Raw genomic sequence first — 13109 nt, 5'->3', positions numbered from 1 at the left:
CAGCCGGAGCGGACCCGCCGCTACGGCTCCGACCTGACCGACGCGGAATGGGCGATCGTGCAGCCACTGCTTCCGGTCCCGGCCTGGATGAACGGCCCCGGGCCGTCGTCCGTGATCCGTGATCCGTGATCCGTGATCCGTTCGTCGCCGCTCAGCGCCGCCCGGAGCGCCGGTCGCCCCGGCCGCCGTCGCCGCCGGTCAGGCCCGCGCGGCGCAGTGCGTCCGCCATGGCGCTGTTGGCGGGCGCGCCGCCACCGGAGCCGCCCCGGTCGTTGCCCTGGCCGCCGCCCCCGCGCCGGTCCTGGCCGCCACGACCGCCCTGACCGCCCTGACCGCCCTGGCCACCGCCGCGGCGCTCCTGGCGCGGCGGGCGGGCCTGGCGCTCGCCGCGGTCGCCGCGGTCCCCGCCGCGCTCGCGCCCGACCTCGTCGTCCAGCCGCAGGGTCAGCCCGATCCGCTTGCGCGGCACGTCCACCGAGAGCACCCGGACCTTGACGATGTCGCCCGGCTTGACCACCTCGCGCGGGTCCTTGACGAAGTTCCTCGACAGCGCCGAGACGTGCACCAGCCCGTCCTGGTGGACGCCCACGTCCACGAAGGCGCCGAAGGCGGCGACATTGGTGACCACGCCCTCCAGCACCATGCCCACCTCCAGGTCGCCGATCTTGTCGACGCCCTCCTTGAAGGTCGCGGTGCGGAAGGCCGGGCGCGGGTCGCGGCCCGGCTTGTCCAGCTCGCCGAGGATGTCGGTGACGGTCGGGACACCGAAGGTGTCGTCGGCGAAGTCCGCCGGGCGCAGCGCCCGCAGCCGCTCGCCGTTGCCGATCAGCTCGCGCAGCTCGCCGCCGGTGGCGGCCAGGATGCGGCGCACCACCGGGTAGGCCTCGGGGTGCACGCTGGAGGCGTCCAGCGGGTCGTCGCCGCCGGGGATGCGCAGGAAGCCGGCGCACTGCTCGAAGGCCTTGGGGCCGAGCCGGGCGACGTCCTTGAGCTGCTTGCGGGTGCGGAACGGGCCGTTGGCGTCGCGGTGCGCCACGATGTTGTCGGCCAGCGTGCCGGTGATCCCGGAGACCCGGGTGAGCAGCGGCGCCGAGGCGGTGTTGACGTCCACGCCGACGGCGTTGACGCAGTCCTCGACCACGGCGTCCAGCGAGCGGGAGAGCTTCACCTCGCTCAGGTCGTGCTGGTACTGGCCGACGCCGATCGACTTGGGATCGATCTTGACCAGCTCGGCCAGCGGGTCCTGGAGCCGGCGGGCGATCGAGACCGCGCCGCGGATCGACACGTCCAGGTCCGGCAGCTCCTGCGAGGCGAACGCGGAGGCCGAGTAGACCGAGGCGCCGGCCTCGCTGACCATCGCCTTGGTGAGCTTCAGCTCGGGGTGGCGCTTGAGCAGGTCCTCGGCGAGCTTGTCGGTCTCCCGGGAGGCGGTGCCGTTGCCGATCGCGACCAGGTCGACGCCGTGCTTCTTCGCCAGCGCGGCCAGGGTGGCCAGGGCCGCGTCCCACTTGTTGGCGGGCTGGTGCGGGTAGATCGTGTCGTACCCGAGGACCTTGCCGGTGGCGTCGACCACGGCGACCTTCACACCGGTGCGGAAGCCCGGGTCCAGGCCCATGGTGGCGCGGGTGCCGGCCGGGGCGGCGAGCAGCAGGTCGCGCAGGTTGGCGGCGAAGACCCGCACCGCCTCCTCCTCGGCCTCGGCGCGCAGCCGGGCGCGCAGGTCGATGCCGAGCCGGACCAGGACGCGGGTGCGCCAGGCCCAGCGGACGGTGTCGCCGAGCCACTTGTCGGCCGGGCGGCCGCGGTCGGCGATGCCGAAACGGGCGGCGATGCGCTGCTCGTAGTCGTTCTCGCCGGGGAGGTCGCCCTCGGACTCGCCGTCGTACGGGGAGAGGTCGAGGTCGAGCACCTCCTCCTTCTCGCCGCGCAGCATCGCCAGGATGCGGTGCGAGGGGAGCTTGGTGTACGGCTCGGCGAAGTCGAAGTAGTCGGCGAACTTGGCGCCGTCGCCCTCCTTGCCGTCGCGGACCCGGGCGACCAGCCGGCCGCGGGTCCACATCCGCTCGCGCAGCGAGCCGACCAGGTCGGCGTCCTCGCCGAAGCGCTCGACCAGGATCGCCCGGGCGCCCTCCAGCGCGGCGGGGCCGTCCGCGACCGACTCGTTCAGGTACTGCGCGGCCAGCACGGCCGGGTCCTGGCCCGGATCGGCGAGCAGGGTGTCGGCGAGCGGCTCCAGGCCGGCCTCGCGGGCGATCTGCGCCTTGGTGCGCCGCTTCGGCTTGAACGGCAGGTAGATGTCCTCCAGGCGGGCCTTGGAGTCGGCGGCGAGCACCCGGGCGCGCAGCGCGTCGTCCAGCTTGCCCTGGGCCTCGATCGACTCCAGGACGGCCGCCCGGCGGTCCTCCAGCTCGCGCAGGTAGCGCAGCCGCTCCTCCAGGGCACGCAGCTGGGCGTCGTCGAGCGAGCCGGTGACCTCCTTGCGGTAGCGGGCCACGAAGGGGACGGTCGCGCCGCCGTCGAGCAGCTCGACGGCCGCCTTCACCTGCCCGTCGCGGACGCCCAGCTCCTCGGCGATCTTCCGCTCGATCGCCTGCTGGGCCTGCTGGGCCACCTGTTCGACTGCCGTGCTCACGAAGCCGGTCACCTTCTCCATCAGTGCTTGCGCCGTACGCCCTGCATTCTGGCAGGTGCCGACGACGGCGCCCGGCCGCACCCGGGGCGGCCGGGCGTGGCGCGCCGTCCGGTGTCGCGCCGGGACCGGGCCGGGCGCCCGGCTGCCGGCAGCCGCCTCCTACCGGTCTCCTGCTGATTTCCTGCTGATCGGTTTCGAATGTCCTTCGGAACGTGCGCAGTTCGGGAATCGGGCTGAACGGTGACGATCGGCGATGTACGCTGCCGGGCATGTGCGCTGCCACCCGGATGCACCCCGACGGACCGGTGGTCGACGCGGCCCTGGTGCGGCGGCTGATCTCCGTCCAGTTCCCGCAGTGGGAGCGCCTCCCGATCACCCCCGTCCCCGTCCCCGGGGCGGACAACGCGATGTTCCGCCTCGGGCCCGAACTCGCCGTGCGGCTGCCCCTGGTGGAGTGGGCCGCCGGAGGGCCGAGGCGGGAGCAGCAGTGGCTGTCCCGACTGGCGCCCCGGCTGCCGCTGCCCGTCCCGGCGCCGCTCGCGGTCGGCCGGCCCGCCGCCGGCTACCCGTGGGAATGGTCGGTGCTGCACTGGCTGGAGGGCGCCAACCCCGTGGTCAACTCGCTGGCCGCGCCCCAGGCCCTGGCCCGCGACCTGGCCGGCTTCGTCACGGCGCTGCGCGACGTCGACCCGGCCGGCGCCCCGGTCTCCCAGCGCCGCGTCCCGCTCGCCTCCCGGGACGGTGCCACCCGCGCGGCCATCGCCCAGCTCTCCGGCTCGATCGACACGGCGGCCGCAACCGCGCTGTGGGACAAGGCGCTTCAACTGCCCGAGTACGCCGGCCCGCCGGTCTGGACGCACGGCGACCTCACCCCCGGCAACCTGCTGCTCGCCCCGAGCGGCCGGCTCGCCGCCGTCATCGACTTCGCCATGATGGGCATCGGCGACCCGACCACCGACCTGGTCGCCGCCTGGAACCTGCTGCCCGCCGCCGCCCGTCCGGCCTTCCGCGCGGCCCTGCGCGCGGACGAGGCCATGTGGGCCCGCGGTCGCGCCTGGGCGTTCTCCATCGCGCTGGTGACGATCCCGTACTACCGCCACACCGACCAGGCGCTGACCGCCAACGCCCGCCACGTCGTCCGCGAGGTGCTCGCCGACCGCAGCGTCTGACCGTACCGACCGCACGGGTCCGCCGGGTCAATTCGGTCGAGACGGGTGCAACGGCCCGCGTAGCCTCGCCCCGTGACGGAAGAGGAACGGTACGAGCTGTACCGGGAAGAGTCGAAGGCACTGGCAGCGATCGGGGAGTACGTCCACGCCCAAGTCGGCCGTGTCACGGTGCGGCTGCCCAGGGTTGTGGCCCAGGCCGCGGTGGACGCCTGGGAGCGTGACGATCCGGAGGGCGAGTTGGGCGAGGAGACCCGTGAGCAGTACGAGCTGCGGGACCAGGCCGGCAACGTGGCGCTGATCGGCCTCGCGATCTCGGAGGACGGCCGCTGGGAGGGCGACGAGGTGGTCGTCGACCTGCACGTCCATTCCGCGGGGGCGGCCTGGCTCTCGTACGCCGACGCCGCGGGGGCGGACTACCGGCCGCGGCCGTCGGAGTAGCGACCGGGATCGAGGTCGCCGGCGACCGGGTAAGAAACCTGCCCGGGTCAACGTCCCCTGCTAGCGTGGTTCCATGACCGGACTACGCGAGCGCAAGAAGGAGCGGACCCGGCGGGCCATCTCCGAGGCGGCCATCGCGCTCTTCCTGGAGCACGGCTTCGACCGGGTGTCGGTGGCCGACGTCGCCGCGGCCGCCGAGGTCTCCAAGCCGACGCTGTTCTCCTACTTCCCCACCAAGGAGGACCTGGTCGTCCACCGCTTCGCCGACCACCAGGAACAGGCCGCCGAGGTGGTCCGCACCCGGGCGCCCGGCGAACCGGCGCTCGGCGCGCTGCTGCGGGACTTCCTGGCCGGGCTCGCCCGGCGCGACCCGGTCACCGGCCTCAACGACCACCCGGCGGTGCTCGCCTTCACCGCCCTGGTCTACGGCACGCCCAGCCTGGCCGCCCGGGTCGGCGAGTACGTGGCCCGCGCCGAGGAGTCACTGGCGGAGGCGCTGCGCGCGGCCCCCGGGACGGACGGGTCGCCCGAGGCGGGCGGATCGATCGAGGCGCGAGGGGTGCCGGCGTCGGCCGCGGCGCAGGAGCTCGCCGCCGCCCTGCTCGCCGCCCAGGTCACCGCCACCCAGCGGGTCCTCGCCCTGCACAACTGGCGCCGCATCCGGGACGGCCGCACCGCCGACGAACAGTACGACGAGGCCGTCGAGGACGCCACCGCCGCCTTCGGCCTGCTCACCCACGGCTACGGCCCACCCGCCGGCGAGCGGACCGCGGCTGACTAGAGTGCGCGCATGACGACGCGTCACCACTCCTTCGATGCCCTGCACAACTTCCGTGACCTGGGCGGCCGTCCGTCCGTCGACGGACGGTCCGTCCGGTGGGGGCTGCTGTACCGCTCCGACTCGCTCGGCAAGCTCGACTCCCCCGAGGACCTCGACCGGCTCCGCGCCCTCGGCGTGCGGACCGTGATCGACCTGCGCTACCCCTGGGAGATCGCCGGCAAGGGCCGGGTGCCCGAGTTCGAGGGCCTGGAGTACCACAACCTCTCGATCGAGCACCGCCCGTACGACCAGGCCGAGATCGACCCGGAGCTCGACCCGTGGCGCCACCTCGCCGACCGCTTCGCCGAGGTCGCCGAGGACGGGGTGAAGGAGATCCGCCAGGCCCTGGACGTGATCACGGCCGCCGAGGCCCCACTGGTCTTCCACTGCGCCTCGGGGAAGGACCGCACCGGGCTGATCGCCGCCCTGCTGCTCACCCTGCTCGGCGTCGGCGAGGACGACATCGCCGCCGACTTCGCCCTCACCGAGCTCGCCACCCCGCACCTCGTCGCCGACTGGCACGCCGCCCACCCCGGCCGCACCCTGCGCTGGCCCGCCTTCGGCCGCGCCCCGGAGGCCGTCATCCGGCTCACCCTCGCCGACCTCGCCGAACGCCACGGCTCGGTCCAGGCCTACCTCACCGGCACCCTCGGCATCGACCGCGAGCAGACCGCCGCCCTGCGCGCCCGCCTGCTGACCCCCTGAGCGCGCGGCCGCCGAGCGGGGCCCGGGGCAACAATTCGGTGGCGCAAGCGGAAGGTCGGGAGCCACGATGCGGGACATGACCGAACAACCCGCGCGATGGACCGTGGCGACCGTCCACCCCGACATGTGGACCGACCCGGACGACGACCCCCGCAACAACGAGGGCCCCGGGCCGGACGGTGAACTCGCCACGCTCCAGGACTACCTGACGAACTACCGGCTGACCCTGCGGATGAAGTGCGACGGCCTGGGCCCGGAACAGCTGGCCCGCCGCTCGGTGCCGCCGTCGACGATGTCGCTGCTCGGGCTGGTCCGGCACCTGGCCGAGGTGGAACGGGACTGGCGGAACTGGATCACCGACACCGAGCCGCTGCCCAAGCTGTACGGCGCACGGGACGCGGACTTCGACGGGGCCGTCGGCGAGCAGGCCGCGGTGGACGCCGCGTTCCGCGACCTCGAGCGCGAACAGGCCGCACTGGACGCCGAGCTGGCCGACCAGCGGGACCTGGGCGAGCGGATCGGGAGGGACCGGATCTCGATCCGGGAGCTGCTGGTGCACCGGATCGAGGAGTACGCCCGCCACTGCGGCCACGCCGACCTGCTGCGCGAGTGCGTCGACGGCCGGGTGGGCCAGTAGGACGTCAGTGGCGGCGGCCGCCCCGGGCGGGGCGGCCGCCGCCCTTGCCGGAACGGGGCCCGGAACCACCCGTGGCGCCACCCCTGGCGCCTCCCTCGGCGGCCCCGGTCGTCGGGGCCTTCTCCGGCCAGTGGGCGGGGCGGGTGAGGCCCTCGGGAAGGCGGGTGGTGGCGTCGCCGCGGGCGGCGTCGAGCTGGGCCTGGGTGAGGAAGAGGGCCGTGGTGAGGTCCGCGCCGGAGAGGTCGGCGTCCCGCAGGTCCGCACCGACCAGGTCGGCGAGGCGCAGGTCCGCGCCGGAGAGGTCGGCCGCGACGAGCAGGGCACCGCGCAGGTTGGCCCCGCGCAGGTCGGCGCCGCGCAGGCGGGCGCCGAAGAGGTCCGCGCCCCGGAGCTCGCGGCGGCGCGGGACGGCGGCACGGACCAGTTCGCCGGCGCGCAGCAGCAGCTCGCTGACCCGCTGCCGGTGGGCCGGGACGTCGACGGCGAGGATCTCCTCGGGGGTGCCGCCGGCCAGCCGGTCGGTCTCCTCCAGCGCCTGCCGCAGTTCGTCGTGGAGGGGGCCGGCGGCGGTGAAGGCGAGCGCCTCGGTGAGGTGACGGAGCAGCTCGTGCAGCTGCCGCACGATACGGAAGACGTCGAACATCGCCTTGGCGCTGCCCGGCTCCTCGCGCCAGCTGCGGCCGCCGAAGGTCACCTGGGAGACCCGCTGCCCGGCGCCGAAGCAGTCGTAGACGGTGCAGCCCTGGAAGCCCCGGTCGCGCAGCTCGGTGTGGATGCCGCAGCGGAAGTCGGCCTGGAGGTTGTGGCAGGCGCTGCCGGCCGCCTTGTTCATGGCGAAGTCGGTGCCGGCCGCGAACGGCAGGGCGACGCAGCAGAGCCCGAAGCAGCTGCCGCAGTCGGATGCGAGCGGGGTCGGCGCGGCCGCCGTGGGGTCCTGCGGCGACTCGGTCTCGCGCACGTTCCGGGGTCCTTCCAGCAGTCGGCGCCGGGCGGCGCCGTGAACCCGGAAATCCTACTGGCCGGACGGCCCTCGACGCCGGTAAGTTATGCAACGCACTGGAGACTATTACACACGGGGGTGGGCGGCATGTCCGAGCCGGACGTCAGGGAGCTGGTCCGGATGTGGATCTCGGGCTGGGCCGTCTCGCGCGGCTCCGCCGAGCCGGTGGACCGGCCCTGGGGCTGGAGCATCGACGTCGGCGCGCCGGTCGGCGAGGTGGGCCGGCACGTGCTGCCGGAACCGGCCGAGGCCGACGTCCGCAAGCTCGCCGAGACCATCACCGCGCCGGCCACCTGGCTGAAGCTGTTCGCCGAGGACGCCGCGGTGCGCCCCTGGCTGGACGAGCGGTGGCGCCTGGACGCACCGGGCTTCCTGATGAGCGCCCCGCTCACGGCCGGGCGGCCCGAAACCCCGGCCGGGTACACCGTGACCACCTGGGAGCGGGGCGGGGTCCTCCGGGTGCTGGTGCGCACCAGGGACGGGCACCTCGCGGCCCGCGGCCAGGCGGGCCTGGCCGGCCCGGTGGCCGTACCGGACCAGATCACCACCGTGCCCGAGCACCGCCGCCGGGGCCTGGGCGTCCTGGTGATGCGCACGCTCCGGTCCGCCGCGTACGAGCGGGGCGCGCGCACCGGCGTGCTGGTCGGCACTCCGGAGGGACAGGCGCTCTACACCGCGCTCGGCTGGACCACCCACGCCCCCATGGCGAGCCTGGTCCTGGAGCCAGGAGCAGCGCAGCCGAAGGCGTGACGGACTCCAGCGGACCTCAAGGGACCTCGACGAACCTCAGCGGACCTCAGCGGACCTCAGCGGACCGCAGCGGGCCTCAGCGGTACGGCAGCAGCTCCGGCCGCTTCGCCGGGCGGCCGTCGCCGGAGGAGCGACCGGTGAGGCGGCGGCCGATCCACGGGCCGACGTGGGTGCCCAGCCAGCGGGCGTCCTCGCGCAGTCGCTCGCCCCGGCCGGCCGGGGCGGCGGCGGGCAGCGGGGCGCGCCAGTCGAAGGCGGCGGGGCGGCCGAGCGCCTCCAGCACGCCCTCGGCGACCCGGCGGTGGCCCTCGGGCGAGAGGTGCAGGCGGTCCTCGGCCCACAGCCGGCGGTCGTCGAAACAGGGCGCCGAGAACAGGTCGACCACGACGAAGCCGTCCTGCCGGCCCAGCTCCTGGACGAAGGCCTTCATCCGCAGGATGGCGGGCAGCAGCCGGGCGCTGCCCGCCAGGCGACGGGTGGGGTCGGTACTGGTGAACAGCACGACGGTGGCGCCGGTGGCGCGCAGCTCGGCGGCGCAGCGGCCGAGCAGCCGCTCGACCGCGTCGATGTCGCAGCCGGGGCGCAGCACGTCGTTGAGGCCGCCTGCCAGGGTGACCAGCTCGGCGCCCATCGCGGTGGCGGCGGCGAGCTGCTCGTCGTGGATCTGGCCGATGAGCTTGCCGCGGACGGCGAGGTTGGCGTACCGGAATCCGGCGTCCACGTCCGCTTCCACGTCCGGCGCGCCGGAGCGCTCGGCGGCCAGCGCCGAGGCGACCCGGTCGGCCCAGCCCCGGTAGTGGCCGTCCGGCAGCAGGTCGTCGCACATGCCCTCGGTGAAGGAGTCGCCGACGGCGACGTAGCTGCGGTAGGGGGTGGGCACGGGCTGGCCTCCGCTCTCCCGGGATGACTCCGGCGGTCCGACGATCCGTCGATCCTATGCGCGTGTCCGTCCGGGGCGACCACGGGCCCCGGCGCTCATCGCACGCCGACCGTTCGTTCATCGGCCCGGGCCATCCTGGGGCACGGGGCGGCGGCCGGCGACGGGGGCCTTGCCGCCGCCCCGCCGCTCCACAGCAGCCGGCCGACGGTCGTCAGCCGGCCGCGACCGCCGCCCCCTCCTCCGCCTTCCGGGGCGTGAACCAGTGCTCGCGCACGGCGTCGGTGGGCCGCTGCTCGCCGAGGGCGGCCAGCCCCCACTCCCCCAACGCCTCGACCACCGGCCGCAGTTCAAGGCCGCGCCCGGTCAGTTCGTAGACCGTCGCGTTGGCGGGCCGCTCCAGCCGGCGGCGGGTGACCAGCGCCTCGGCCTCCAGCTGCTTGAGCCGGGCGGCCAGGATGTCGGTGGAGACGCCGGGCAGGTCGGCGTGCAGGTCGGTGTAGCGGCGCGGGCCGCCGAGGAGCTCACGGACGATCAGGAGGCTCCAGCGCTCCCCCACCGCGTCCAGGGCGCGGGCGACGGCGCAGTACTGGTCGTAGCTTCGGCGTGACATGTGGATCAGCATAGCCAAGAGGTTGGACTTTCCAAGTACACACTTGGTAGAACAAAGCTGAAGCAACGGAGCGGTGGTGACGGTCGGGAGGCCGCAGATGGAGTTTCGGCAGTCCAGCAAGCTGAATGACGTGTGCTACGAGATCCGGGGCCCGGTGGTCGACCAGGCCAACGCCCTGGAGGAGGCCGGGCACAGCGTGCTGCGGCTGAACACCGGGAACCCTGCCCCGTTCGGCTTCGAGGCGCCCGAGGAGATCATCCAGGACATCATCCGCAACCTGCCCAAGGCGCACGGCTACAGCGACTCGCGCGGCATCCTGCCGGCCCGCCGCGCGGTCGTGCAGTACTACCAGCAGCGCGGCGTCGAGGGCGTCACCGTCAACGACGTCTACCTCGGCAACGGCGTCTCCGAGCTGATCCAGATGGCCGTCACCGCGCTGGTCGACGACGGCGACGAGGTGCTCGTGCCGATGCCCGACTACCCGCTCTGGACGGCCGCCGTCCGGCTGGCCGGCGGCAAGGCCGTGCACTACCTGTGCGACGAAGAGGCCGAGTGGTACCCGGACCTGGACGACATCGCCGCCAAGATCACCGCCCGCACCAAGGCGATCGTCGTCATCAACCCCAACAACCCCACCGGCGCCGTCTACCCGAAGGAACTGCTGGAGGGCCTCCTCGACCTCGCCCGCCGCCACCACCTGATGGTGCTGGCCGACGAGATCTACGACAAGATCCTCTACGACGGCACCGAGCACCACTGCCTGGCCGCCCTGGCCGACGACGTGCTGACCCTCACCTTCAACGGCCTCTCCAAGTCCTACCGGGTGGCCGGCTTCCGCAGCGGCTGGCTGGTCGTCTCCGGCCCCAGGCAGCACGCCACCGACTACCTGGAGGGCCTGACCATGCTCTCCGGCATGCGGCTGTGCCCCAACGTGCCCGCCCAGTACGCCGTCCAGGCGGCGCTCGGCGGCCACCAGTCCATCAACGACCTGGTCCTGCCCGGCGGGCGGCTCACCGAGCAGCGCGACATCGCGGTCAAGGCGCTCAACGAGATCCCCGGCGTCAGCTGCGTCAAGCCCAAGGGCGCGCTGTACGCCTTCGCCAGGCTCGACCCGGCGGTGCACCGGATCGTCGACGACGAGCGCTTCGTGCTGGACCTGCTGCTGCGCGAGAAGATCCACGTCGTCCAGGGCACCGGCTTCAACTGGCCCCGCCCGGACCACTTCCGCTTCGTCACCCTGCCCCGGGCCGACGACCTGGAGACCGCCGTCAACCGGATCGGGCGCTTCCTGGCCACCTACCGCCAGGTCTGAGCACCCCGGACGCGCCGTACGCTCGGGGCCATGACCGTCCTGCGCTCCGCCGCCCTGTTCGTCCTCGCCGCGCTCGCCGAGATCGGCGGCTGCTGGCTGGTCTGGCAGAGCGTGCGCGAGCAGCGGCCGTGGTGGCTGGCCGGCCTGGGCGTGGTGCTGCTCGGCGCGTACGGCTTCGTCGCGGCCCTGCAGCCGGACAGCCACTTCGGCCGGGTGCTGGCCGCCTACGGCGGGGTGTTCGTGGCCGGCTCGCTGCTGTGGGGCATGGCCGTGGACGGCTTCCGGCCGACCCGCTACGACGTGCTGGGCGCGCTGATCTGCCTGGCCGGGGTCGCCGTCATCATGTACGGACCCCGGCGCTGAACCTCCAGCGCCGGGGCCGCACTCGGACTCTGACTCTGACTCGGACTCTGACTCCGGCTCCGGCTCCGGCTCGGAGGCGAAGTCGGAGTCGGACTCGACGGGGCTACCAGCCCCAGCCGCCGCCCTGACCGTCGTCGTCCCGGTTCGAGTCCCAGCCCTCGCCGACCTCGCGCAGGATCGTGTAGTTGTCGATCTGCGTGCCGTCCTCGGCCAGCGCGGTGACCTTCATGACCGACTTCTGGCCCAGGTGCTTCGGGGTGACGTCGACCTTGATGAAGGAGTAGCCGGTGTAGCGCACCCGCGACCACTGGATGGTCTCGGGGGTCTTCACCCGGCCCTTGCTCCAGTAGTAGGTGGTGACCTCGTCCTTGTGGTTCTCGTGCCCCTCGTAGGTGTCCGGCACGTCGAACTTGTACAGACTGCGGCCGGCCGCACCCGCGGTGACGTAGACCACTCCGTCCTTCGCCGGCTCGATGGTGGCGCCGCTCGGCACCTGCTTCGAGACCTTGTTGCCGAGGATCGCGTCGGTGCGCTCGTAGATGTGGTTGTGGCCGTTGATGACCAGGTCCACCCGGTACTTCTCGAACAGCGGCACCCAGGCCTCGCGGACACCGCCCTCGGAGGCGTGGGCGACGGTGGTGGAGAAGGCGCAGTGGTGGAAGAAGACCACGACGAAGTCGATGGTCTCGTCGCCCCGCAGGTCCTTGAGGGTGCGCTCCAGCCACTTGGTCTGCTTGTTCGCCGAGATGCCCAGGTTGGCCGGGATCTCGTAGGAGACGTCGTTGGCGTCCAGCGAGATGACGCCGACGTTCTTGTAGCGGAAGGTGTAGACGCCGGGCACGGTGCGCGGGTCCGGGCCGTTGTTCGGCAGGAAGAAGCGGGCGTTCTCGCCGCCGTAGCCGTTCGGCGAGTACCAGGCCTCGATGTCGTGGTTGCCGTACGCGACCATCCACGGGATCTCGGCGGCGACCGTCTCGGTCTGCACCAGGAAGTCGTCCCAGGTCTTCGCGTTGAAGACGGACTTGTCCGGGTCGGTGCCGGAACCGGCCGGGTCGGCGTAGCAGATGTCGCCGGCGTGCAGGTGGAAGGCCGGGTTCTGGGCCTTGATGATGTGGTCGTTGCCGGCCGCGTGGGCGCTGACTCCCTGGTCGCCGAAGGCGGTGAAGGTGAACGGCTCGTACACCTTGCCCCAGCGGTGGTCGCGGGAGGGCGCGGTGCGGAAGGTGTGCAGGGTGGAGATCCGCTGCTGCGAGGCCGGGTCGAAGCCCTCGTGGCCGACACCGTAGTAGTAGGTGGTGTCGGGGCGCAGGTCCTCCAGCGCCACGTGCAGGTAGTACTGGTCCACCGGCTGGCCGGTCGGCGTCAGCGCCGGGGTGTGCAGGGCGCGGACCTCGGCCTGGACCTTGTGGCTCAGGTCCCACGGGGTCTTGCCGAAGCGCAGGAACGGCTTCCTGACCGGGGCCGGCACCTGCCAGGAGATGCGGAACTGGGTGTCCGGCTCGGGGCCGAACTGGAGGTGCCGGCCGATCGGCGCGACCAGCGAGCCGTCGATGCCGTCGGTCGTGCCACCGGTCAGCAGCTGCGGGCCGGCCGGAGCGGCGAAGGCCGTCCCGCCGCCCAGCGCGCCGCCGACGGCGACGGCGCCCACCGTCACGGCACCGGCGCGCAGCATCCGGCGGCGGGAGAAACGGGCCCGCAGGTACTCGTGCTGCTCGGCCATGCTCATGCGGTCGGCAAGCTTGGCCGGCACGCCCATGTTGGGGATATCCATGCGCGGGACTCTTCCAGCGGCG

General features: G+C 73.4%; 12 protein-coding genes and 1 pseudogene. 8 read left to right on the top strand and 5 right to left on the bottom strand.

The window, feature by feature from the left end; translation table 11 throughout:
• Positions 1-151: 151 nt before the first annotated feature.
• On the bottom strand, positions 152-2632 hold the full coding sequence (locus ABZ449_RS21255; RefSeq protein WP_360347882.1) for a Tex family protein: 2481 nt from the start codon (positions 2630-2632) through the stop codon (positions 152-154).
• A 269-nt stretch (positions 2633-2901) separates the two neighbouring features.
• On the opposite strand from ABZ449_RS21255, the gene ABZ449_RS21250 reads away from it, so the two are divergent.
• The 5 genes from ABZ449_RS21250 to ABZ449_RS21230 all read left to right on the top strand — a co-directional run bounded on the left by ABZ449_RS21250 (position 2902) and on the right by ABZ449_RS21230 (position 6401).
• Positions 2902-3801 (top strand): aminoglycoside phosphotransferase family protein, encoded by a 900-nt coding sequence (locus tag ABZ449_RS21250; RefSeq protein ID WP_360347879.1) that lies wholly within the window; start codon positions 2902-2904, stop codon positions 3799-3801.
• Positions 3802-3873: 72 nt separating this feature from the next.
• The gene (locus ABZ449_RS21245) at positions 3874-4239 is read left to right on the top strand and encodes a hypothetical protein (protein WP_360347876.1); all 366 of its coding nucleotides are present in this window, start codon (positions 3874-3876) and stop codon (positions 4237-4239) included.
• Between the two features lie 73 nt (positions 4240-4312).
• Positions 4313-5020 (top strand): TetR family transcriptional regulator, encoded by a 708-nt coding sequence (locus ABZ449_RS21240; protein WP_360347873.1) that lies wholly within the window; start codon positions 4313-4315, stop codon positions 5018-5020.
• 9 nt (positions 5021-5029) lie between these two features.
• Positions 5030-5764: a tyrosine-protein phosphatase gene (locus ABZ449_RS21235; RefSeq protein ID WP_360347870.1), complete on the top strand. Its 735-nt coding sequence runs from the start codon at positions 5030-5032 to the stop codon at positions 5762-5764.
• A 67-nt stretch (positions 5765-5831) separates the two neighbouring features.
• Positions 5832-6401, top strand: a complete 570-nt coding sequence (locus ABZ449_RS21230; RefSeq protein ID WP_360347867.1) for a DinB family protein — start codon at positions 5832-5834, stop codon at positions 6399-6401.
• A gap of 4 nt (positions 6402-6405) precedes the next feature.
• On the opposite strand, the gene ABZ449_RS21225 is transcribed toward ABZ449_RS21230, so the two are convergent.
• On the bottom strand, positions 6406-7359 hold the full coding sequence (locus ABZ449_RS21225; RefSeq protein WP_360347864.1) for a pentapeptide repeat-containing protein: 954 nt from the start codon (positions 7357-7359) through the stop codon (positions 6406-6408).
• Positions 7360-7488: 129 nt separating this feature from the next.
• On the opposite strand from ABZ449_RS21225, the gene ABZ449_RS21220 reads away from it, so the two are divergent.
• A complete protein-coding gene (locus ABZ449_RS21220; RefSeq protein ID WP_360347861.1) occupies positions 7489-8151 on the top strand; it encodes a GNAT family N-acetyltransferase in 663 nt (220 codons plus the stop codon).
• Between the two features lie 76 nt (positions 8152-8227).
• Here the strand turns inward: ABZ449_RS21220 and ABZ449_RS21215 are convergent, their stop codons facing one another.
• Both ABZ449_RS21215 and ABZ449_RS21210 read right to left on the bottom strand, forming a co-directional pair.
• Positions 8228-9031 carry an SGNH/GDSL hydrolase family protein gene (locus ABZ449_RS21215; protein ID WP_360347858.1) on the bottom strand — a complete coding sequence of 268 codons (804 nt, stop codon included), beginning with the start codon at positions 9029-9031 and terminating at the stop codon, positions 8228-8230.
• Positions 9032-9287: 256 nt separating this feature from the next.
• Positions 9288-9641 (bottom strand): annotated as a pseudogene (locus tag ABZ449_RS21210) (helix-turn-helix domain-containing protein); the annotation flags it as partial.
• A gap of 97 nt (positions 9642-9738) precedes the next feature.
• On the opposite strand from ABZ449_RS21210, the gene ABZ449_RS21205 reads away from it, so the two are divergent.
• The gene (locus tag ABZ449_RS21205; RefSeq protein ID WP_360347856.1) at positions 9739-10953 is read left to right on the top strand and encodes a pyridoxal phosphate-dependent aminotransferase; all 1215 of its coding nucleotides are present in this window, start codon (positions 9739-9741) and stop codon (positions 10951-10953) included.
• Positions 10954-10983: 30 nt separating this feature from the next.
• Positions 10984-11316 (top strand): YnfA family protein, encoded by a 333-nt coding sequence (locus ABZ449_RS21200; protein WP_360347853.1) that lies wholly within the window; start codon positions 10984-10986, stop codon positions 11314-11316.
• Positions 11317-11419: 103 nt separating this feature from the next.
• On the opposite strand, the gene ABZ449_RS21195 is transcribed toward ABZ449_RS21200, so the two are convergent.
• Positions 11420-13087, bottom strand: a complete 1668-nt coding sequence (locus ABZ449_RS21195; protein ID WP_360347851.1) for a metallophosphoesterase family protein — start codon at positions 13085-13087, stop codon at positions 11420-11422.
• Positions 13088-13109 lie beyond the last annotated feature (22 nt).

Origin of the sequence: Kitasatospora sp. NPDC005856 (genome assembly GCF_040629945.1) — a bacterium.
GTDB lineage: Bacteria > Actinomycetota > Actinomycetes > Streptomycetales > Streptomycetaceae > Kitasatospora.
Note: the sequence above shows the minus strand (reverse complement) of the source record. Positions and strands in the feature narration are given on the sequence as shown.

Excerpts from the sequence above, each read along its gene's own strand:
- ABZ449_RS21250 (WP_360347879.1), top strand. The coding sequence starts at position 2,902 with ATGTGCGCTGCCACCCGGATGCACCCCGACGGACCGGTGGTCGACGCG.
- ABZ449_RS21200 (WP_360347853.1), top strand. The coding sequence starts at position 10,984 with ATGACCGTCCTGCGCTCCGCCGCCCTGTTCGTCCTCGCCGCGCTCGCC.
- ABZ449_RS21230 (WP_360347867.1), top strand. The coding sequence starts at position 5,832 with ATGCGGGACATGACCGAACAACCCGCGCGATGGACCGTGGCGACCGTC.
- ABZ449_RS21220 (WP_360347861.1), top strand. The coding sequence starts at position 7,489 with ATGTCCGAGCCGGACGTCAGGGAGCTGGTCCGGATGTGGATCTCGGGC.
- ABZ449_RS21240 (WP_360347873.1), top strand. The coding sequence starts at position 4,313 with ATGACCGGACTACGCGAGCGCAAGAAGGAGCGGACCCGGCGGGCCATC.
- ABZ449_RS21195 (WP_360347851.1), bottom strand. The coding sequence starts at position 13,087 with ATGGATATCCCCAACATGGGCGTGCCGGCCAAGCTTGCCGACCGCATG.
- ABZ449_RS21205 (WP_360347856.1), top strand. The coding sequence starts at position 9,739 with ATGGAGTTTCGGCAGTCCAGCAAGCTGAATGACGTGTGCTACGAGATC.
- ABZ449_RS21235 (WP_360347870.1), top strand. The coding sequence starts at position 5,030 with ATGACGACGCGTCACCACTCCTTCGATGCCCTGCACAACTTCCGTGAC.